The organism is Vibrio sp. MA40-2 (assembly GCF_047302445.1).
Lineage (GTDB): Bacteria > Pseudomonadota > Gammaproteobacteria > Enterobacterales > Vibrionaceae > Vibrio.
Window position 1 is genome coordinate 982,015 of the sequence record NZ_CP178627.1, and the last position, 21,670, is coordinate 1,003,684.

Below are 21,670 nucleotides of genomic sequence, written 5' to 3' on the forward strand. Positions count from 1 at the left end.
AACTTTATACAAGCTGGGTGGACCGTTTATTTCACGATGAACGCGTAATACACGCCCAAGTTTGAAAAAGTAAGAATGCAGTTGGGATAGGAAGGCGGCAACCTCCCTACCCCGTACCGGCTGCGCAGTGTTTAAGCAGACCCAGCCGATGGCACGATTCTAACGAATTCCATTGGTGAGGGATAGATCTATTTAAGATCTAAGATCAATGGAGGCCATTATGGCTCATATTCGTATCCGTCCTAACGGGCGCATTCAGTTCGATCTTCATTTGTACGGCCAACGCTTTCGCGAAGGCACCAAACAAATGGCGACCCCAAAAAATGTAAAGCTTGCTCAAGCCACACTCAAACAGATGAATGCTGAGATTGACCTTGGCACCTTTCAATACCGTGATTACTTCCCAGAGAGTAAAAAAGTGGCGTTATTTGAACGCTTGCAGCGCGAGAAGTACCCCGACCACCTGTATCCTTTTTTCAATGACTTTGCGATTGAATGGTTTGAGCGTCAAAAAGGCAACTGGAAAACCAGTTATAAAGACACCGTCAAGAACACCCTAGAGCACTATCTCATTCCGCACTTTGGCAATACCTTAGTCTCTGAAGTGTCGCTTTCCCAAGTGGAGTTTTTTCGTCAAACGCTGCAAGAGATTCAAAAACACAATGGGGCGCGCAAACTGACCAACAAACGCATCAATAATATTTTATGGCCACTGATTGCGATTATTAGTCTTGCCGCTGAAGAGCATCACTTTGATTACCCATTTCGCCGCTATAAATCACTAAAAGAAGAAAAAGCGGACTCTAAGCCGCTCACCATGGAAGAAGTCCGTCATTTTTTAGATTGCTGCGAAGAAAAGTGGCGCGACTATTTTTTACTGCGTTTTTGGACGGGCATGCGAAGCTGTGAAGTGCATGGACTGCATTGGGAGCACATCGATTTTGACCACCGATTAATTCATGTAAGACAAAATTATGTGAATGGGGAGATTGGTGATGTGAAGACGCCGAAATCACGTCGTGATTTGCAGATGTGCGACACGTTATACGCCGCGCTCAAGCGCCAGTGGGAGAAAAGAGATGACAACAGCCCCTTTGTCTTTGTGTCCAAAACAGGGGGCGGCCTTGATACGCACTACATCAGCAAGCATATTTGGCACCCAACCTTAAAAAAAGCGGGGCTTACACCTCGTCGCGCGTACGAAACCCGCCATACCGCTGCAGTGCTGCACATCGCGGCGCATGAGAATCCGCTCTATATCTCACATAAACTGGGACACAGCGACACCAAATTGCTGTTTGACGTGTACGCACCGTATGTGGCCAATGCGTCTCGCCAAGATGGACTGGCTTTCAATGACATGATGTTAGGAGGCGGATCATAATGAAAAGCACCTTTAACCGCGCCCAATATTTTCATCAAAACCTGACAGATAATCATCAACTGCGCGCCTTTGCCTTAGGCGCTGAGCTGCGTTCGGTTTGTACGCTTATTGGCGATAAGCGAGAAATGGCGTTAAGTTCATTGGGCGAACAACAGCGTTTAGAAACAATAGCCAAGCATTGCTATGAGCGTTTAATGGAGGAACAGAAACTGAAATCCGTATTAAATGGGTATGCACGCAGTATGATGCGATCGGACACAGTCATGTTTCACGACGTGCGCCTACACGCCGAGTGCCCAGGACTGACGTTAGCAAAATATTACGGCTCGCTTAAAAAAACGAATGGACATATGGACAGGTCAATAGTGTGGGAAAGGCATCTTCATTGGTGCCGTGCGTTATCTGTTGCTTTATATGAACATTACCAAGATCCACGCAGCGATATTTGTTATGGCAAAAAGACCATCATTATCGATAAACCACATGAGAGGCAATGTTACAGCTACACAACCATCAAAAAGCCAGTAGCGTTTAAGCTCAACCGATATCAGTATCGTCAACTGCCTTGGCAGTGGTAAGACTAGCCATGCCGATAGCATGGTCATCTCAAGGGCTAGCATTTTCTAGCCCTGATTCACCAATGTCCGAAGAAAAAATAATGAACACCCCCGTCAATAAAGACTCGACAGTACCTTCAAAAGGGTGCTGGTTACTCATTGTTGGACCTCCAATTTGCCTATGAAGGTATTAGAAAATACTGAAAATAATCTACAAATCGATTATCAGCCAATTGATTGTTATCTGATAACGCTAACTAATGAAGTTCAAAAATTGAGTACTCAATACGTCACTAGCTCTTTAAAAATGAGCATGTACGTAATTTTTCCCTGATTTAGACCATAATGTATTATCTATATTTGGTGTTTATGATCAACCTAGTTGAATTCATCCAACATTTTTAATAGCAAAAACAAAATAAGTAGCTTAAGTCACTCGAAAAAATAAACTATAAGTACAACTATGCCTTCAGAGGATTAGTAAGAAAATTCAATCATTGTTTCAAACAATTGCTCTATTTCAGGCCCATTGAACCATTCAATAGTAAACTGTTTATGGTTTAATACCACATACACACCATGCCAAGGGTATTGATTACAAGTCGAACGGTAATTACACATATCTTGAAATAAATGATCTAAAAGACGCCTAAATTCACCATCATAATTATCGTCACTTTCTCCTAAAAATCTTGAATGATAAGACGAATTATTCTTATCTTCGCCATCTGACAAACACCAAAGATATCTAAATTGACTAAGATATTGATCAGGATATTGATCGAGCAACATTTGAAAACGTTTTACATTAAAGTCCGCGTCGTAACTCATTTCGATAGGCACTATTACATTCCTTTTAACTGATCAATTGTAAGCGTCTAATTAACCACACGTTCTAATTCCGCTCTACCTTTGTCATAGTTTTTTCAACCTAACGGAGGAACTATGACTCAATCTGAAAAACACCAACATTGGACAACCATTGTCTCTAATCAGCAAGAAAGCGGACTTTCTGTTCCGCAGTTTTGCAAAGAGCACGACATCAATTACGCCACTTTTCATTATTGGTTGAAGAAACTCAAACAAACTGATGATGAGCAGGTTGCCCATCAAGTGGTAATAAATGATCGTCCACCTTTAGGTTCGGAAGCGGTTGTTGTACATCTACCTAATGGACTTAGAGCGGAACTGCCAACCTCATTACCACTGGTACAAATTCAAACTTGGCTTAAGGCGCTGCAATGATCCCCAGTGGCGCGGTCTATCTCGTCTCTGGTATCACCGATATGAGAAAGTCGATTGATGGCCTGTCTCTTATTGTCGCGGATGTGCTAGAAATGGATCCATTGAGCAGCGCGTGGTTCATCTTTTGTAATCGTGGCCGAGATAAAATCAAAATTCTCTTTTGGGATACCAACGGATTTTGGCTCTATTACCGCCGACTAGAAAAAGGCCGCTTTAAGTGGCCCAAACCCACAGCAGTTGGGCATATCCATATCTCTACGCAACAACTTAACTGGCTATTATCTGGGCTAAACCTTGAAAACCCCAAGGCTCATCAACCTCTATATGGCAGAGAAGTGTGAACTTGAATACTGATCCCCAAATTGGGCTTGAACGATCCTTTTTCGCTGTCAGACTAAGTGGAAATGATAGATAACGAGCCCTTACCATGACTGATCTTCCTGATGATGTAGAACAACTCAAAGCGATGCTGCTTAAGCTTCAGGAAGAGAACAGTGCACTCCAGAAGACGGTTGACACTCAAGCTGAGGAAGTCGTTGAGTTAGAAAACAAAATGCAGTTGCTCCTTGAGCAACTTAACTTGAGTAAATCCAAACGCTTCTCGGCCAAAAGCGAAAAAGAGCCCAAAGGCACTTTCAACGAAGCCGAACAGCAAAATGCGTTGCCAAAGTCAGCCCCTAAGCATCATAAAAAAGGCCGAAAACCACTACCAGCCGAGCTAGAGCGCGAAGTACATCAACACTCCCTCAATGCCCCTTACTGTGAATGCTGTAATGAGCCACTGCATGAATGCGGAACTGAAGTCTCGGAAGAGCTAAAAATCATCCCTCAGAAAGTCAGCGTTGTGCGCCATGAACGCACTAAATATGCTTGCCGGCAGTGTGAAAAAACACAAACCAGCAGCAAAATTATTACCGCGCCTCGACCTGCCAATATGATCCCGAAAAGCATCGGTAGCCCTGAAGCCTTCGCGGCTGTTGTGACAGCAAAATATGTTGATGCGCTGCCGCTTTATCGCCAAGTCGAGATATTAAAGCGTTCTGATATCGACTTAAGCCGTGGAACACTCGCCAACTGGTGTGTGCAACTGGGCAGTAAAGTGAATGTCATCGTTGAAGCAATGAAAGTCCATTTACTGAATGAGAAGCTCATCTGCGCCGATGAAACCACCGTTCAAGTGCTACGAGAGCAAGACCGAAGTGCTCAAAGTAAATCTTACATGTGGGTTTACCGTAGCGGCGAGTTCGTTAAACAGCCTGTAGTTATCTACGATTATCAAGCAAGTCGCGCAGGGCAATACGTTAAAGACTTCTTAGGTGATTACTCTGGCTACCTGCTAACCGACGGTTATCAAGCTTATAACGGTCTCGACAATGTTAGCCAAGCCGGTTGCTTGGCGCACGTAAGACGCAAGTTCACCGATGCACAAAAAGCCCAACCGAAGAAGAAATCAGGCCGAGTAGAAAAGGCCATCAACTTCATCGCCAAGCTTTATGGCATTGAGCAAGAAGCCAAAGGCTTAAGTGCTATCGAAAGGCAGCGGTTACGCCAACAAAAATCAAAGCCTATCTTAGACAAGTTCCACGAGTGGTTGCTGGAAAGTCAGGAAAAAGTGCTGCCGAAAAGTCAGCTAGGTGGCGCTATCAATTACACGGTCAATCAATGGCCTAAGTTGCTCACCTATCTAGAAGATGGCGACATCAGCATTGATAACAATGTGACTGAGCGAGATATCCGTCCGTTTACAACGGGGCGGAAAAACTGGATGTTTTCAACCTCAGTTGAGGGCGCGACAGCGAGTGCTAACTTGTATAGCTTAGTGATGACGTGTCGGGCAAATAACATCAACCCGTATTATTACTTCGCGCACTTGTTCAAAGTGCTACCAACGCGATCCCTTCAAGACGATCTGACCGATCTTATGCCGTGGAACCTAGACATAGATGAGGCCAAATAAGGCCTCACTGCTTAATTAGACGCTTACGATCAATTATTAGTTTTCGATATTTCTGATGACCATAATAAGCTCTTGGATGTGCAATTCGAAAACATGTTGCACCTCCAGCGTTGAACTCCCAAAATTTCTTAGTAATAAAAGATGCGTCATTTTTTATTAGACCATCAAAGTAAGTATTGAATAGCTCTTTAATCGCATCATCAATTACTTTATGAACACCTGTTGCAAAAATAATCACATCTGGTTTGAACTCTTCTATTTGAACAGCTAGCAACGCAATGGATAATCTTTTGATTTCATTAAATTCGTTTTCAGGACGAAGTAACGGTGATTTTTTATTGTAGTCCCAGGCAAATAAATTCCCATAAATTAGTGCTGATGGTTGTAATTTTAATTCTTTAGCAATTTTAAAATAAAACTGCTTAAAACAACTTTGTGATTTATGAAGTGGTCAAGAATAATTGGCCACGATGTCGGAGTTTAACCTGAATAATCGTTCCGATTCATTCGGTGTTAATCCTCCATTATATTGATGGGGCCCAAGCTGGCTGTAATATCCAATAATGTACCGAACAATCTGTTCTTTAGCTTCAGAAAAAGTACGATAACCATTTTCAGGGATCCATTCACTTTTCAAACTTCTGAAGAAACGTTCCATCGGACTATATCCCAACAATTTCCTCTGCGTGATAAGCTCTGCTTGATTCGATAACGCCAAAGTAATTGACGATATTTCCTACTTGTATAATGGCTTCCCTATCCGAGTGGAACAAAATACCTTCCGGTTGACCTCGTGATTCAAAGGCCATTGAAAGTGCTTTACCTGTTAATTTACTATCAGGTGATAAAGACATCGCCCACCCAATAGGCTTACGCGAAAATAGGTCGATGACTACCGCGAGATATGCCCATCGATTTCCTGTCCACACAAACGTTACATCTCCAACCCAAACTTTGTTTGGAGCCGTCACTGCAAATTGACGATCTAAATAATTAGGGATAGCTATGTGCTCTGAGCCCGATTTTTTATATTTATGTTTTGGTTGTTGGCAACTCACTAACCTTAAGCTCTTCATCAACTTTGAAGCTCGATAACGACTCAATGGTGTACCTTGATTCGTCACCATATCCGCGATACTCCTCGCCCCTGCTGAGCCATTGCTGGCGGCATGAACTTCTCTAATCAAGCATTGTAATTTAATCTTTTCAGGGCTGACATCACTGGGCCGATTTCGCCAATATTTATAACTGCTTCGATGAACATTGAACACGTAACATAACGTTTTAACGCTATAGCTCTTCCTGAGTTTCTCGATTATCGAGAATTGTTCAGAGAGTCGGACATCAAGAGAGCGGAAGCCTTTTTTAAAATATCATTGTGTTCTTCAAGACGAGCAAGTTTCTTTTTCAATTCACGGATTTCAATTTGCTCAGGAGTAAGAGGAGCCGCTTGCGGAGCTTTTCCTTCACGCTCTTCCTTTAACTGACGAACCCATTTACCCAAAGCAGATTTACTCACATTCATCGCTTGAGCCGCCTCAACAATCGTATAATTTTGATCGAGAACTAACTGGGCAGCCTCAAGTTTAAATTCGGCACTAAGTAGCCTTCTTTTACGTTTAGTCATAATGTCACCTATTCATTTATGAGGTGATGATATCACCTCTAACTAGGTGGCCAAATTAACTATGCCACTTCAGATAGCCAAAACATCGTGCTTGTTGGCGGGCCAGGAACAGGGAAAACTCATTTAACCGAGATTCCGCAGCCAATTTAGGAATAAACCGCTTCATACAGTATGCCAAGAAGCTTGAGTAGCCGAGTCTGATGTTCTTGAACACCTGTGATGAAGCTTTGACCGCCAATTTCGAGTGTGTCGATACCTTCGAATTTTAAGAATACCCAACGTGCTGTCGGTTTAGTTGTCTTCTTGTTCTTCACCATGCTAGGAAAGAATTCCTCGGTTTTAGTGAGGTTCTCTCGGATTTTGTGCTCTAAGCTAGCGTAAACGAGTAAGCTTAGCGTCATGATCATCAGCAGCGCCTCGATTCGCTGAGGCTTCTTCAGGAAAATTGATGATGTTAGGAACTCAGGGCTTTTCAAAAAGCGAAACCCACGCTCTACCTTTTGCTGTGACTTGTAATGCTCAAGTAACGCAGCCATTGTTAGATCGACGCAGTCAGTATCGTTGGTTGCGAGAATAAACATGCCTACTTTAAGCCTGGCTAGTTTCACTTTTTCTAAATCGGTATAAGGCGTTGCATCTATCAAGTAGTGATATCCCGTTGGCTTTGCGTCTTTTTTCGGCCGGCCGCGGTGATTTTCAAGCTACTTGTCGCCTGTTAGTTAATTTTTAAGCTGCTATAAAACCTTTACCCTCAGCTTTTATGTTCGATGGATTTAAGTAAACTGAACCCATCGGTTCCATATTCTTTATGTCGCCACTCCAGCGTTCTGGATGTCGTTTTTGTGCCTTTTTATAGACGATAACTCGGGCGGATAAAATCTCAATATCTTTGCCTGTATGACGTTCTTCTGGCGTCACTAACTTTATACCGCTATGTCTGTGTTCAGTATTATACCAACTCACAAATCCTTCTACCCAGCACCGCGCTGCGGTGATATTTTCAAACGCGTTTTCTGGGTATTCTGGTCGATACTTTAAAGTTTTAAATAGCGACTCTGAATACGGGTTGTCGTTGCTTACAGAAGGGCGACTTAGCGAAGGCATTATCCCTAACTCCTGTAGTGTCGCCAACATAGTCGCCCCTTTCATTGGACTGCCATTGATGCCCTTCTAAGTGTCAAGAAGTAATTTGGACTGCATTAATCAACATATTTCTCTTTTTAAGAAGATAGTAAATTTCTCTTGCAATATATCTTTTCAAGCATCGCAACGCTTCCATTTTTGATAACCCGTCACCTACGCGCTTTTTAATATATTCTTGTGAACGCTTTTCGATACGAAGTCTGCCAATCGCAATTATATGAAGTGCACTGTTTGCCGCTCTATCTCCACCTCTATTCAATCGGTGTCGGTTAGTTTTACCTGATGAAGCAGGAATAGGGCTAACTCCACAGAGGGCAGCAAAACTCGATTCTGATCGCAGTCTCTCTGGGTTATCACCTAACGTGATCAGTAGCTGCGCCGCCGATTCATATCCCACTGCCGTTTGTTCAATTAATTGTGGTGCTAATGTTTCGACAATTGTTGCAATCATTTTATCTAAATCAGCAATCTCATCATGAAGTTCGATATATCTTCGAGCAAGAGATTTTAAAGTTATTCTATACGCAGTGCTAATGTCTCTGTAATTGGTTAAGTCAGGGCGGGTAGATGCAAGCGTACGGATTAAGCTCATTCGAGTCATATGCCTAAGGGTGTCACGTAACTCATCTGGAGCAGATACAATACTTGTTCTTATCATTTGTAAAGCTACTGTTCGAGCCGATACCGCACTTTTTCGACAACTTTTTAGGACTCTAAGAGATTCCACCATTCCATCTCTTGTTTTTGGTGTAACTGTTCTCAATTTGCTAAAAGCAGCATGTGCCGCATTTTCAGCATCTAATGAGTCATCTTTTCCTCGTTTACGACGGTCAGATTTGTCTGGTGCGGTAACCTCTAACACTTCAATCCCACTGCTTTGCATGTATCGTAGTAAACCAAGGCCATATGTACCTGAGCATTCAATTCCGATCCGTGAAACACGGCCAAATGATGACATCCACATAAGCATTTTTTTATATCCATGCCTAGTTGTTGGAAAGCTTTCGGTAGATAGTACTTGATTTAACTCATTTACAACGGCAGCGACATGTATATCCTTGTGAGTATCGACTCCCCCAACAATACATTCACGATCTATTTTGTTAATTTTATTCATGACTTCTCTCCATTGTTTCATTCGTTATGGACGAGAGCACTGAACCTAACATTTGGACATGACAGTAATGAGGTATTTAGCAGGCCCTTCTTGAGTCACAAATATAGGCGAGGTTGCCCTCACCAAGCAAGGATATTAGACAATCGACAGATCCAAGGAATGACACATAATTGGTCGATCAGAATGAGGGTCAGAAAGCCTAATACATTGTTGGTACCATGTTTCAAGCATGAACCATTAATGAATGATTGCCACCATAAAACAAAGCAGTGACATTATTACTATCTGAATGAAGGACAACTTGCCCATACTCGATACCCTCTCGTTGGCAGATATCTGTCATCAAATCGGCCGCTAGGGCACTGGATTCATTGTCATGTACTTGCCACCCAACGATTTTTCTACTGTAAATATCCATTACCATGTAAAGGTAAAAAAAGAGTCCTTTTATACGTGTAGGAAGGTACGTTATATCCCAGGTGTACACTTGATTAGGACCCGTGGCAACCAAAGGTTGCGGACGAGCAACTTTTCTACGTGGCTTATCGGCATTCCGATGAATTAACAAATTTTTCTCTTTTAAAATTCTATAAAATGTCGATTCAGATGCAAGGTAAATGCCCAAGTCGGCTAACGCAGGTACTATCTGATTCGGAGGTAAGTGAGCATAATCCTTATCATTTATAACATTTAAAACTCGCTGTTTTTCTAAGTCTGTTAATTTATTTTTTGGCGTCCGTCGATTATCTTTGCGTCGATCATGAGTCATGTCATGCGATTTCCAGCGCTGTATCGTTTTCGGTGTGATCCCAATAATTTCACATGCCTTAGATTGAGTTGCTCCCGTGATTTGAGCCTTCTCGATTAAACTTAGGATCTCTTTACGCTCACATTCTTCGATTAGTTGTCCTCGTTTGTACCCCAAATGGCATTGACTTTTTTTTGGAGTACTAACAAGGCGGCCGTTTCAGCCAGTGCTTTATCTTTTCGATTTAATTCTTTTTTAAGGGCTTTGTTCTCTACTTTTAACTCTTTGATTTCACCAGGTTGTGGTGTGACTGACGCCGTTTTTTTACCCGTAATAAAATCCGTCTTCCACTGCTCAATATGATGAGGATAAATGCCACGTTCACGGCACAATTGATTGACAGCTTGTTCATTTAAGCCGCTACACTGGAGGATAATTTCAAATCGTTCTTCTAAGGTCCAATCTTGTGGACGCTTCTCATTTGACATCATTTTTATTTCCGCGTCTGAAGCCATTTCAAATTCATGCTTTTTGGCTTGTCGGACCCATCGGGTTAAGGTTGAAAGGCCCACTCCTAATGAGTCAGCCACATCTTTAATATTACGGTTATCCGATCGGTTAAGTACCTTTTGGACTGCTTGTATCTTAAATGCTTCAGTGAATTTTACACTCATTTTTATTACCTCTAATGAAAATTAGAGGCGACAAGTAGTCTGACACAGGGGGGCCGCGACCTGAATAGATTGGCTCTTTAACGATGGTTGATTGCGCAAAGCCAAGCAAATGACACTGGCTCGCGAAGTCGCTCATTGCTTGCTCGGCATCCACTGCGCAAGCAAACTGCTTTTTCATTAGTTGCCCCAACACTTTAAGCTCTTTGGTGATGTTTTTGTCTAGTAAGCGTCTAATTAAGCAGTGAGGCCTTATTTGGCCTCATCTATGTCTAGGTTCCACGGCATAAGATCGGTCAGATCGTCTTGAAGGGATCGCGTTGGTAGCACTTTGAACAAGTGCGCGAAGTAATAATACGGGTTGATGTTATTTGCCCGACACGTCATCACTAAGCTATACAAGTTAGCACTCGCTGTCGCGCCCTCAACTGAGGTTGAAAACATCCAGTTTTTCCGCCCCGTTGTAAACGGACGGATATCTCGCTCAGTCACATTGTTATCAATGCTGATGTCGCCATCTTCTAGATAGGTGAGCAACTTAGGCCATTGATTGACCGTGTAATTGATAGCGCCACCTAGCTGACTTTTCGGCAGCACTTTTTCCTGACTTTCCAGCAACCACTCGTGGAACTTGTCTAAGATAGGCTTTGATTTTTGTTGGCGTAACCGCTGCCTTTCGATAGCACTTAAGCCTTTGGCTTCTTGCTCAATGCCATAAAGCTTGGCGATGAAGTTGATGGCCTTTTCTACTCGGCCTGATTTCTTCTTCGGTTGGGCTTTTTGTGCATCGGTGAACTTGCGTCTTACGTGCGCCAAGCAACCGGCTTGGCTAACATTGTCGAGACCGTTATAAGCTTGATAACCGTCGGTTAGCAGGTAGCCAGAGTAATCACCTAAGAAGTCTTTAACGTATTGCCCTGCGCGACTTGCTTGATAATCGTAGATAACTACAGGCTGTTTAACGAACTCGCCGCTACGGTAAACCCACATGTAAGATTTACTTTGAGCACTTCGGTCTTGCTCTCGTAGCACTTGAACGGTGGTTTCATCGGCGCAGATGAGCTTCTCATTCAGTAAATGGACTTTCATTGCTTCAACGATGACATTCACTTTACTGCCCAGTTGCACACACCAGTTGGCGAGTGTTCCACGGCTTAAGTCGATATCAGAACGCTTTAATATCTCGACTTGGCGATAAAGCGGCAGCGCATCAACATATTTTGCTGTCACAACAGCCGCGAAGGCTTCAGGGCTACCGATGCTTTTCGGGATCATATTGGCAGGTCGAGGCGCGGTAATAATTTTGCTGCTGGTTTGTGTTTTTTCACACTGCCGGCAAGCATATTTAGTGCGTTCATGGCGCACAACGCTGACTTTCTGAGGGATGATTTTTAGCTCTTCCGAGACTTCAGTTCCGCATTCATGCAGTGGCTCATTACAGCATTCACAGTAAGGGGCATTGAGGGAGTGTTGATGTACTTCGCGCTCTAGCTCGGCTGGTAGTGGTTTTCGGCCTTTTTTATGATGCTTAGGGGCTGACTTTGGCAACGCATTTTGCTGTTCGGCTTCGTTGAAAGTGCCTTTGGGCTCTTTTTCGCTTTTGGCCGAGAAGCGTTTGGATTTACTCAAGTTAAGTTGCTCAAGGAGCAACTGCATTTTGTTTTCTAACTCAACGACTTCCTCAGCTTGAGTGTCAACCGTCTTCTGGAGTGCACTGTTCTCTTCCTGAAGCTTAAGCAGCATCGCTTTGAGTTGTTCTACATCATCAGGAAGATCAGTCATGGTAAGGGCTCGTTATCTATCATTTCCACTTAGTCTGACAGCGAAAAAGGATCGTTCAAGCCCAATTTGGGGATCAGTATTCAAGTTCACACTTCTCTGCCATATAGAGGTTGATGAGCCTTGGGGTTTTCAAGGTTTAGCCCAGATAATAGCCAGTTAAGTTGTTGCGTAGAGATATGGATATGCCCAACTGCTGTGGGCTTGGGCCACTTAAAGCGGCCTTTTTCTAGTCGGCGGTAATAGAGCCAAAATCCGTTGGTATCCCAAAAGAGAATTTTGATTTTATCTCGGCCACGATTACAAAAGATGAACCACGCGCTGCTCAATGGATCCATTTCTAGCACATCCGCGACAATAAGAGACAGGCCATCAATCGACTTTCTCATATCGGTGATACCAGAGACGAGATAGACCGCGCCACTGGGGATCATTGCAGCGCCTTAAGCCAAGTTTGAATTTGTACCAGTGGTAATGAGGTTGGCAGTTCCGCTCTAAGTCCATTAGGTAGATGTACAACAACCGCCTCCGAACCTAAAGGTGGACGATCATTTATTACCACTTGATGGGCAACCTGCTCATCATCAGTTTGTTTGAGTTTCTTCAACCAATAATGAAAAGTGGCGTAATTGATGTCGTGCTCTTTGCAAAACTGCGGAACAGAAAGTCCGCTTTCTTGCTGATTAGAGACAATGGTTGTCCAATGTTGGTGTTTTTCAGATTGAGTCATAGTTCCTCCGTTAGGTTGAAAAAACTATGACAAAGGTAGAGCGGAATTAGAACGTGTGGTTAATTAGACGCTTACCGTTGCTGTTCCACCTACTGAGCAAGCTCTATGAGCGCACAAGTGTTGTTATCACAACTAATCTTAACTTTACTGAATGGTCAAAGGTGTTTGGTGATGCAAAGATGACAACGGCACTACTCGATCGACTCACTCATCACTGTCACATCATTGAAACAGGTAATGACAGTTATCGATTTAAAGCGTCAAAGAAGAAGTCTAAGGAGAAAACCAGTAGAAATTAACCTAAAAATATGGTCTAAATAGACCTGCTTAGGTGGATCACTTTTAGATGCAAATCGTGGATCAGATTTAAGTGCAAATTAACAGATGTTCGCAGAATAAGTCAACGCATCCGTGTTGCCATCCACATTAAAGGTAAATGTTCCCATACTTAAGTTTTCTGTACGACTAAGTGGAATAGGGCCAATGTCAAAAGCGGCATCTAATTCAATGTTATTAGAAACTGTAGATATCCTATAAGAAATATCTTCATTGAAAGATGTGGCCTCTGTGATAAACGTTTTTGTAATGCCTTTGTCTTTAGGTAAAGTGAATTTACCCGTTACTTCTGACGCAAAAGTGCCAACGTTAGCGGTGTGCTTAAGACTGAGTGGGACTGGTGAACGTCTACCACTGATAACGAAATATATGACATACTCTTCTTCAATATGATTATCTTCAACTTCAGGTGCAATATTTTTCAACGCATGAAGTACGTTTTTAGGTACTTCTTCGGTAGCCTTACTTTGAAGAAAAGAATTGGCTCCAAAACCACCTACAAATGCGAGCACTACCGCACCAGAAACTAACGTTTTTTTCATAATGAAAAACCTTTATATATAACATTAGTATAAATTGAAATTCCTCAAATTTATTAAAATGCATTAGTTTGTATATTAATTCAAGTATGGTATCTACTTTGAAATAGAGGTGTTAGAAGATCTTCATCATCCCTAAAACTCAAGCTAAAACGTTAGTACTAACAGGTGGTATGTCGGATAATTTCAGGAGGGAATCGATATCTTTTATATATGCTCATAAGGAAATCATCGGTTAAATAAACAATACCAAAACGTAACCTTATTATTCAGGCAATAAGAATTCATGTTTTTCGCCTTGAGTGTAGATTGCCGGAACGTATAAATAGAATCCCTCTGGTAAGCGGTTTGTTAGTTCTAGCAAATAACGTTGCCACCCCTCATAACAATCTGATTGTCTATGAACAGCATGAATCCTCCACAAGCAGCAGGAACACTTTCAATTGATATGTATCGCCATTAATTGTTGATCCACCTCTTATTTGTTAATTGCTATTTTCATTTTAAACCTTATTTAATAGCTGATTCGACTGCATGCAAGTACTTGCTTATCACAATCTTTTCATCAAATTCTTGTTCTACTTTCGTACGACTCATTCGGCCCATATGCAAGCGTTCTTGATGCGAATGCTTGATCATTAGATCAAGCTTTTCAATGAGACTTTGCGTACTCCGCACATCGCATAAGTAACCATTGACACCATCATCGACAGTTTCTCTACAGCCAACGTTATCTGTTGTTACAATGGGTTTCCCCATCGCACAAGCTTCAAGTAAGGATTTAGGAACTCCTTCTCGATAAAATGAAGGAAGCACCATACAGTCTACCTGAGCAATTTCTTCCTCAACCGTATCTGATACACCTAAATAATTGACTATGCCTTCATCTACCCATGATTGCATTTTAGGTTTAGACACGGCAGAAGGATTGTTTACGTCCAAAAATCCAAGTAAACGAAACTCAACATTGTCACCATATTTTGCTTTAAGCTCTCTGGCAGAGTCAACATAGTGCCCAATGCCTTTGTCAAATAACATTCGAGCAATCAGCAAGAATCGTACACAGCCATCATCATTACTTTCCTTAATTGAAAAGCGCGATAGGTCTACACCAGAACCGGGAACTCTCTCAGTTATTTCAACTGGTGCTAATTGGTATTTTGCGAAAATCCCCTTATCTTCTTCGTTTTGAAAGAAAATAGTATGAGCTTTAGGTTGGCTTATCTTGTACAAAAATCGAGCTAGCTTTGCTGTTATATTCTCATTAATAAAGACCATACCAAGCCCGGCTATATTATTGATTACCTTTGCGTTTACAAATTGGGCAGCTAACGTGCTATAAATATTGCTTTTTGGGGTAAAGTTCAGTATCGCATCTGGGCGGATGTTTCGGTACAGCTTAAAAAATTGGTAAAAAGTCCCTAAATCTTTCAAAGGATTGGTTCCCCCTTGATCGATACCAATATGATAGTAATCTGCCCCTAAATCTTTCAACTTCTTAGAGTAGTCATCTTTAGGGGAAATTGCGATTACCTTATACCCTTTCTCAATCAGCGCCAAGATAGTATTTTTTCGAAAGTTATATAGATACCAACTCGTATTGGAGGTAATGACTACAGTTTTCATTGTTTTCCTTACATATAATAACTTTTGTTCCAATCAACAAATTCTTTTACACCTTGTTTAATACTAACCTCTGGTTTATATCCAGTAGCTTCAAATAGATGTTGAGTATCCGCATAAGTCTGGTAAACATCTCCAGGTTGCATCTCACGAAAATTTTTCTTTGCTTTGATACCTAACTCATCTTCGATAGCCTTTACAAAGTCCATAAGCTTAATAGGTGAGCCATGGCCAATGTTATAAACGGCATAAGGAGCTGAGCTGGTCGCTGGTGAGCCAGACTCTACCGTCCAATCGATGTTTCGCTCTGGAATAACATCTGCGATTCTAATAATACCTTCAACAATATCGTCTATGTGAGTAAAATCACGCCACATGTCACCGTTATTGTTAATATCAATAGTGTCACCATCTAAGATCTTTTTGGTAAAGATGAATGGGGCCATGTCTGGGCGCCCCCAAGAACCGTAAACAGTAAAGAAACGGAGAGCAGTAGTAGGGATATCGTACAAGTGAGAGTAGCTGTGCGCCATTAACTCATTTGACTTCTTCGTTGCAGCATAAAAAGATACAGGATGGTCCACAGAATCAGCAGTAGAAAATGGAGTTTTTGCATTGAGGCCATAGACAGAACTAGAAGAAGCATAGACGAGGTGTTTTACATTATTCTGACGACATCCCTCAAGAATATTCAGGTGACCGACCAAATTAGAGTCTGCATATGCGTGTGGATTCTCAATTGAATATCGAACTCCTGCTTGCGCAGCTAAGTGGATAACCTGATCAAACTGTTCATCACTGAATAATTGTTCAATGCAATTACGGTCTGAAATGTCCATTGTAATCACTCGAAAATTAGGGTGTTGGATACGCTGTAAACGTGCTTCTTTCAAAGAAACATCATAGTAATCGTTCAAATTATCTATACCTACAACCATATGACCTTTCGCTGTAATCTTCTCTACAACGCAGCTGCTAATAAAACCGGCCGAGCCGGTAACTAAATATTTCATTTCTATTCCCATGATCTTAAACTTTGTATTATACGGAAACCGCATGAACATCCGCATTATGCCTAACTTGCTAGCACTTTGCTTAAGTAGCTTTCGTCCATTGCACACATCATGCGCTTCCGTTTTATTCCGCCTTTAAAGCTCGTTTCTGCCTTCAATAGGTTTAAACTAGCCTGCCTGACTCTTGAAAAAGCCTCGGTTCTATCATCAACTCGAATGCGACTAGCATCTTCAATAAAGCCAAGGAGAGTAGACCACAGGAACCTCCCCTACCACGGAAAAATCATGAACCTCCTCGTCAATAAAGGCTTGCCAGCACCTTCAAAAGGTACTCAGAATCCATCGCACACATCGCTATTTTATGTTTAATGCTCGCTTTCAAAGTCGTTTCACTCTTCAGTATGTTTAAACACATCTGTTTGATCCTTGCAAAGTTCTATGCACTTTCTTCTGTCCGTTTTCGGCAAGCGTTCTCACCAAATGTCGTATCGAGAGACCAATGCATCGACTCGACCAACCAATGTGAACGCGTTGCATTTAACAACTCCTTAGCATTTAAAACTTCCGAGCTAATGTAGTATCTCACCGTGATTTCTGACTCTTTTGCAACGGCTTCTTCTTGCCTTACAGAAACGACTATACCCATTGTTTTTAGCTCTAGCCAATCTAATTTCTTGTCTACCACACGATTTTTCTTGTGTACTGTAAGAATCGCCATCGTGTTTTTGTAGCATACTCATATCGAAATAATTATCGAATGCTTGCTCTAAACGACCTTGATTGCCTTTCACCGCAAGAAAGTAATTTGCGTTTTTGTTTAGTTTAAACAGAAGAACTCTAAATCGGAATACACCTATTTTAAGGGATGGTTACAGCGCTAATCATACCCATCGCTCTAACTATTGTCGAAGCAGATGGTAAACCATCACTAAAATCACCAAATCGCTTCAAGAAATCCAACTTAACTTCACCGTAAAGGCAAATCGCTTTCTAGCCGTCTTGACCAGAAAGCACAGCGCAAACTGTTAACAAAATGATATCAGTTAACTTGTGTTCGACTTTGCCTTGCTATCGGTAATCTGGAATGAGGTCGAAATGCATAAATGGATGCGGCTTACTCATTGTTGAACCTCCAATTTGTTTATGGAGGTATTAGAAAACACTGAAAATGCACTACACATCGATCATCGGACAATTGACTGTTATGTGATAACATTAACTAGTGAAGTTCAAAAATTGAGAACTCAATACGTCACGAACCCTTTAAAAATGGACATGTACGTGATTTTCGCCTGACAAGGGATTCCATGATCTTGCCCTGGTGTCAAGGCCTCGTGGCTGAATAGTTACAACCAAGGCATTCTTTCCTAGTATGGTGAAGAACAAGACGGCAACCAAACCGACTGCTCCTGGGTATTCTTAAAACTCGAGGGGGTATCGACACACTCGAATTTAGCTGTGAAAGCTTTATCACGGGTATTCAAGAGCATCATACTCGGCTGTTCAAACTTCTTGGCACATTATACGAAACGGTTGATTCCTAAATTAGCTGCGGAATCTCGGATCTATAAGATGATCTTTTTAATCGCTAATTCATTAAAGATCACTGTCATAAAGTTTGAGATATGTACTCAAAAAGTAAGTTTGAAGTATATGTTTAGTCCAGTAAACTCAGGCACCTTCATGCTATTTCCTGAGCTATTAGAATTTTCCTTAGAGTAAAGGCGCAAATAAATTGAATTAAAATAAAGTTGCTTTATTACTTATTTCTAAGCTCAAAAATAACTCTAGATCCGACGGGATACCCAAACCATACATTCCGTTCGCTTCACTACCAATGTTATAAATACCAATTCTATATTTTCTATCCGCCATATAAGTATAAACAGGTGCAACATAAAATTCACCGCCACTTCGAATGTTATTATCTACCATATGATCAGCAAATTTACAGAAAGTTCTGCCTGATGAAAAGTTATATATACCAACTGTTGCCTCATCTGACACAACAACTTTCTCTACTACCTCAGTGACAAAACCTTCTTTTGTCACTTTTGCATATGACCACTTAGGGTCACTTGCTTTCATCGTTAACATACTTCCGGACAGGTTTCGATCTTCAATATCTTGCAGATACTCATTAATATCGACATCGACCCACTGATCACTATTAGCGATCATCAGTGGCTCATCATTTTCAAGAAACTTACGGGCTTTTAATACAGTAATTGCAGCACCTTCTGTAAAACCATCGATGCCGACAATTTCAAAATTATCACATGAACTAGAAAACACCTCATTTAGGTTATACTTTTCAATATGTTCGTTTTGACAAACGAAAATAAATCGATGCTCATAGTCAGGCGTAAGGTTGTTAATAACAACTTCTATCATGTGTTTACCATTAACATTAATTAAAGGCTTAGGTAATTCATAGCCTTCTTTCGCAAAGCGACTTCCACGTCCTGCCATAGGAACAACTATATTTAACATTTACTTCTCCAAATACTTATCATTAAGTACACCAGGTAATTTAACTACGGTTGTCACTGTATCCTCTAAGGCTTCAAAATCTGTATACTCACCAGGTAAAATTCGTATTATATCACCAGTTTCTAATATAGTACCTCTCATTCTTGCTTTTCCAGATACAATCATTGTTATCTCTGTTGCAATTTTATGACAGTGACTTACTTCATTATCACCTTTTTTAAAATGTTGTACTGCTACTTCTACATCTGTAGTCTTAAATAATGTTGGTTCGAATCCGCCAACAAACCATCCACGAACAAAATTAGAAATATTATGTTTATCCATTTTCTTTCGTCTCATAAAGATAAGCTCTCAACTCTTGAATCTGTATTTCGGAATTCCACTCGATAACATCTGTACCAACAAAACTAGCACCATCAATATATAATTCAAACTCTATAATTGAATGCAAGCTATTTGTCACTAAAATACTTTTTACATTAAATTTCAAGCTTTTCGACACATCAAAAAAACCTTTAACATATTCATATATTTCTGATTTTCCAATAAATCTTCCTACTGGATCTGAAAGAATGGATGTTTTAGAGAAATATGTTATTACTTCTTCAATATCCATTGAATCGAATGCCTTCGCATAGCCCTCTGTCTTGTTCAGGACCTGCTCTTTCTTCTTAGAGATTTCATCTGAAACTTTTTGTTCGTAATTAGATAACTCATGATCGTTATTTACATGAAAATAACAATTTTTATCAATATCAATTGCTTTAACTTTACCTTCCTTTAGAATTACTTCATTTAGTGTAGGTGATATATAAAAGCTATTGTTGGTTTTAACATCTTTACGGATCATATTTTTAGCAGATTCGACAAAGAGTCTACCAGATTTGAAGTAATATAAGCCTGCTATAGCTCTGTTGCTAATTGGCATTTTTTCAGCAGCTTGAGTTACAAAATCATTTTCATCTGTCTTAACGTAAGACCATTTGGGATGTTTTGAATCAAATGTTAACACTCCTGCATCGACACTTTCGTCAATAAAAGTTTCGATGTGTCTATTAATATCAATATCAAACACTTGCTCAAAACTAGTTACGATCAGTGGACTATCAAGATCTAACTCTTCTATTGCTAATAGGGCAGAGCAAATAGCACCTTGTGTATTTCCGTTAATAGAGCATGAATTTACTCTATTACCTAATAAACGCAATACATTCGGTAACTGGTATTTATCTGCCTCAGGTTGAGGCAATGCTATAGTGATCTTATAATTCTGATTAGCAGACAAAAATGGTTTTGCTGCACGTTCAATCAACAATTGACCATCGACATCTGTGAGAATTTTAGGGTAATTATTTTCAGCTGAAACCTTAAAAGTATTACCACCAGAAAGAGGAACTAAAACATTAATCATTTAATTCTACCTCTTTAATAAATTTAGTTATATTGTCAAAATTAACATCATGGATAGTATCTACCTTTAATACATTTGCACCAGATGCTTTCGCTGCTTTTAACCCATGATCATTATCTTCTACAATAACACATTCTTGTGGTGTCAAACCTAATTTTGAAATAGCAAGGTTATATATCTCAGGATCTGGCTTACCTTTATCCACATCCTGATTTGACAGGTAAAAATCCAAGTACTGCATTAAAGAAGATTTATCCATCATCACTTTAACCGTATTACGGATAGAATTTGATGCAACAGCTATCTGATATCCATTCTCTTTTAACTTAGATAGGGCATATTGATGATGGAAAATCGGTTTGCATAATTGATGAGTAATGTCCATCGTATATTGTTGCTTCATTTCATTAATAAAGCTATGAAGCGACTCTGGTAATACATGCACCTTAGAAAGCATTCTCAACTTTTCACCTGTAGATAAGCCATCAAATGTTGTTAAATGATCGTGGCGACTAATAGTTAACCCAAAGATTTCAAGTGCTTTATTTAGTGCATCATAGTGCCAATCTTTTGCATCAATTAACACTCCATCCATATCAAAAATAACTGCTTTAATTTTATTAGCCATGAAAAAAATCTCTTGCTTTACTTGGAAAATCTGTGCATAGAGCAATTTTATTTGCCCACTCTGGATGTTCATTTAATATATTTTTCAATGTTTGCCAGTATTCAAACTCTTTCCTCTTATGTAACTCAGGTGAAACAAGTACTACCGACTTATCATGTTCTAAGAATCTTTCGAGTGCATCAATATTTAATTGAGCATCAGAGAAATTATCAAGCCAAATACCATCTGCTTTGTCATAAAGTGAAGGGGATAACTCTACATCCGAATATCGACTATAGAAAACCATGTCTTTGCGGAGGAAACCAAACATATCAGGAACCGACATATCGAAATAAAAATGTTTATTCCCAATATCGGTGTTCCTTAGAATTTCTTGTAAACCATCTGACTTAACATTTAATGCTAGCACTAATTTATTACTGTATTTATTACAGATTTCAAGAAACCTAATTAGAGTCATCGAACTATTATTCGCTATGTCATGGCTAATAACGATCTTTTGATTGTAATCTCTCAAATCTGTCTCTATCCCAAAACCATTCGACAGTGCTCGTTCAAAAGCAACATCGCTGTTTTGCTCAGAAACATCATTCCAAAAGCCACGATGGGCGATAATTTCCATTGATTTATCCTTCTTATTTTTACATAACGGAACTACTCGAAAACTTT

General features: G+C 40.5%; 20 protein-coding genes and 7 pseudogenes. 7 read left to right on the forward strand and 20 right to left on the reverse strand.

Annotated features, from left to right (window positions below):
* Positions 1-220 precede the first annotated feature (220 nt).
* Both ACLKML_RS04300 and ACLKML_RS04305 read left to right on the forward strand, forming a co-directional pair.
* A complete protein-coding gene (locus ACLKML_RS04300) occupies positions 221-1,384 on the forward strand; it encodes a tyrosine-type recombinase/integrase (protein ID WP_413282506.1) in 1,164 nt (387 codons plus the stop codon).
* Positions 1,384-1,962: a hypothetical protein gene (locus ACLKML_RS04305; protein WP_413282507.1), complete on the forward strand. Its 579-nt coding sequence runs from the start codon at positions 1,384-1,386 to the stop codon at positions 1,960-1,962. Before ACLKML_RS04300 ends, ACLKML_RS04305 begins: the two co-directional genes overlap by 1 nt.
* Positions 1,963-2,418: 456 nt before the next feature.
* Here ACLKML_RS04305 and ACLKML_RS04310 read toward each other — a convergent pair whose 3' ends face one another.
* Positions 2,419-2,784 (reverse strand): hypothetical protein, encoded by a 366-nt coding sequence (locus tag ACLKML_RS04310; protein ID WP_413282508.1) that lies wholly within the window; start codon positions 2,782-2,784, stop codon positions 2,419-2,421.
* Positions 2,785-2,886: 102 nt separating this feature from the next.
* Between ACLKML_RS04310 and tnpA (ACLKML_RS04315) the strand changes: the two genes are divergently transcribed.
* The 3 genes from tnpA (ACLKML_RS04315) to tnpC (ACLKML_RS04325) all read left to right on the forward strand — a co-directional run bounded on the left by tnpA (ACLKML_RS04315) (position 2,887) and on the right by tnpC (ACLKML_RS04325) (position 5,143).
* Positions 2,887-3,186 carry an IS66 family insertion sequence element accessory protein TnpA gene (gene tnpA, locus ACLKML_RS04315; RefSeq protein ID WP_413282509.1) on the forward strand — a complete coding sequence of 100 codons (300 nt, stop codon included), beginning with the start codon at positions 2,887-2,889 and terminating at the stop codon, positions 3,184-3,186.
* Complete coding sequence (gene tnpB, locus ACLKML_RS04320) at positions 3,183-3,527, forward strand: IS66 family insertion sequence element accessory protein TnpB (protein ID WP_016785055.1); 345 nt, start codon at positions 3,183-3,185, stop codon at positions 3,525-3,527. Before tnpA (ACLKML_RS04315) ends, tnpB (ACLKML_RS04320) begins: the two co-directional genes overlap by 4 nt.
* Before the next feature lie 86 nt (positions 3,528-3,613).
* On the forward strand, positions 3,614-5,143 hold the full coding sequence (gene tnpC / locus ACLKML_RS04325; protein ID WP_413282510.1) for an IS66 family transposase: 1,530 nt from the start codon (positions 3,614-3,616) through the stop codon (positions 5,141-5,143).
* A gap of 4 nt (positions 5,144-5,147) precedes the next feature.
* On the opposite strand, the gene ACLKML_RS04330 is transcribed toward tnpC (ACLKML_RS04325), so the two are convergent.
* The 10 genes and pseudogenes from ACLKML_RS04330 to tnpA (ACLKML_RS04375) form a co-directional block, all read right to left on the reverse strand.
* The gene (locus tag ACLKML_RS04330; protein ID WP_413282511.1) at positions 5,148-5,417 is read right to left on the reverse strand and encodes a hypothetical protein; all 270 of its coding nucleotides are present in this window, start codon (positions 5,415-5,417) and stop codon (positions 5,148-5,150) included.
* A gap of 177 nt (positions 5,418-5,594) precedes the next feature.
* Positions 5,595-6,770 (reverse strand): annotated as a pseudogene (locus tag ACLKML_RS04335) (IS3 family transposase).
* Positions 6,771-6,916: 146 nt separating this feature from the next.
* A pseudogene (locus ACLKML_RS04340) lies at positions 6,917-7,465 on the reverse strand (IS1634 family transposase); the annotation flags it as partial.
* A 31-nt stretch (positions 7,466-7,496) separates the two neighbouring features.
* Positions 7,497-7,931 (reverse strand): annotated as a pseudogene (locus tag ACLKML_RS04345) (transposase); the annotation flags it as partial.
* 16 nt (positions 7,932-7,947) lie between these two features.
* A complete protein-coding gene (locus ACLKML_RS04350; RefSeq protein WP_413282512.1) occupies positions 7,948-9,030 on the reverse strand; it encodes an IS110 family transposase in 1,083 nt (360 codons plus the stop codon).
* 274 nt (positions 9,031-9,304) lie between these two features.
* Positions 9,305-10,452 (reverse strand): annotated as a pseudogene (locus ACLKML_RS04355) (transposase); the annotation flags it as partial.
* Positions 10,433-10,630, reverse strand: a complete 198-nt coding sequence (locus ACLKML_RS04360) for a hypothetical protein (RefSeq protein ID WP_413282513.1) — start codon at positions 10,628-10,630, stop codon at positions 10,433-10,435. The gene ACLKML_RS04360 and the pseudogene ACLKML_RS04355, both read right to left, overlap by 20 nt.
* A gap of 71 nt (positions 10,631-10,701) precedes the next feature.
* Positions 10,702-12,231 (reverse strand): IS66 family transposase, encoded by a 1,530-nt coding sequence (tnpC, locus tag ACLKML_RS04365; RefSeq protein ID WP_413282510.1) that lies wholly within the window; start codon positions 12,229-12,231, stop codon positions 10,702-10,704.
* Between the two features lie 86 nt (positions 12,232-12,317).
* Positions 12,318-12,662: an IS66 family insertion sequence element accessory protein TnpB gene (gene tnpB, locus ACLKML_RS04370; protein ID WP_016785055.1), complete on the reverse strand. Its 345-nt coding sequence runs from the start codon at positions 12,660-12,662 to the stop codon at positions 12,318-12,320.
* Positions 12,659-12,958 (reverse strand): IS66 family insertion sequence element accessory protein TnpA, encoded by a 300-nt coding sequence (gene tnpA, locus ACLKML_RS04375; protein WP_413282509.1) that lies wholly within the window; start codon positions 12,956-12,958, stop codon positions 12,659-12,661. The genes tnpB (ACLKML_RS04370) and tnpA (ACLKML_RS04375) overlap by 4 nt, the downstream gene beginning before the upstream one ends.
* Positions 12,959-13,035: 77 nt before the next feature.
* Between tnpA (ACLKML_RS04375) and ACLKML_RS04380 the strand changes: the two are divergent.
* Positions 13,036-13,257 (forward strand): annotated as a pseudogene (locus ACLKML_RS04380) (ATP-binding protein); the annotation flags it as partial.
* A gap of 78 nt (positions 13,258-13,335) precedes the next feature.
* Here the strand turns inward: ACLKML_RS04380 and ACLKML_RS04385 are convergent.
* The 4 genes and pseudogenes from ACLKML_RS04385 to ACLKML_RS04400 form a co-directional block, all read right to left on the reverse strand.
* Positions 13,336-13,836 carry a hypothetical protein gene (locus ACLKML_RS04385; RefSeq protein ID WP_413282514.1) on the reverse strand — a complete coding sequence of 167 codons (501 nt, stop codon included), beginning with the start codon at positions 13,834-13,836 and terminating at the stop codon, positions 13,336-13,338.
* Between the two features lie 507 nt (positions 13,837-14,343).
* Positions 14,344-15,459, reverse strand: a complete 1,116-nt coding sequence (locus tag ACLKML_RS04390; RefSeq protein WP_413282515.1) for a glycosyltransferase family 4 protein — start codon at positions 15,457-15,459, stop codon at positions 14,344-14,346.
* 8 nt (positions 15,460-15,467) lie between these two features.
* Positions 15,468-16,469: an NAD-dependent epimerase gene (locus ACLKML_RS04395; RefSeq protein ID WP_413282516.1), complete on the reverse strand. Its 1,002-nt coding sequence runs from the start codon at positions 16,467-16,469 to the stop codon at positions 15,468-15,470.
* A gap of 298 nt (positions 16,470-16,767) precedes the next feature.
* Positions 16,768-17,591: pseudogene (locus ACLKML_RS04400) on the reverse strand (ISAs1 family transposase).
* A gap of 220 nt (positions 17,592-17,811) precedes the next feature.
* Here ACLKML_RS04400 and ACLKML_RS04405 point away from each other — a divergent pair.
* Positions 17,812-18,013: pseudogene (locus ACLKML_RS04405) on the forward strand (IS1634 family transposase); the annotation flags it as partial.
* Between the two features lie 196 nt (positions 18,014-18,209).
* On the opposite strand, the gene ACLKML_RS04410 reads toward ACLKML_RS04405, so the two are convergent.
* From ACLKML_RS04410 to ACLKML_RS04430, 5 genes are read right to left on the reverse strand one after another with little or no spacing between them, the layout of a single operon-like run.
* Complete coding sequence (locus ACLKML_RS04410) at positions 18,210-18,962, reverse strand: glycosyltransferase family 2 protein (protein WP_413282517.1); 753 nt, start codon at positions 18,960-18,962, stop codon at positions 18,210-18,212.
* Complete coding sequence (locus ACLKML_RS04415) at positions 18,963-19,286, reverse strand: hypothetical protein (protein WP_413282518.1); 324 nt, start codon at positions 19,284-19,286, stop codon at positions 18,963-18,965. It abuts the gene before it with no gap.
* Positions 19,279-20,373, reverse strand: coding sequence for a hypothetical protein (locus ACLKML_RS04420; protein ID WP_413282519.1), 1,095 nt, complete (start codon positions 20,371-20,373; stop codon positions 19,279-19,281). Before ACLKML_RS04420 ends, ACLKML_RS04415 begins: the two co-directional genes overlap by 8 nt.
* Entirely contained in the window at positions 20,366-21,001 is a 636-nt protein-coding gene (locus ACLKML_RS04425; protein WP_413282520.1) for an HAD family hydrolase, read from the reverse strand. The genes ACLKML_RS04420 and ACLKML_RS04425 overlap by 8 nt, the downstream gene beginning before the upstream one ends.
* A complete protein-coding gene (locus ACLKML_RS04430; RefSeq protein ID WP_413282521.1) occupies positions 20,994-21,623 on the reverse strand; it encodes a hypothetical protein in 630 nt (209 codons plus the stop codon). Before ACLKML_RS04430 ends, ACLKML_RS04425 begins: the two co-directional genes overlap by 8 nt.
* Between the last annotated feature and the right edge of the window lie 47 nt (positions 21,624-21,670).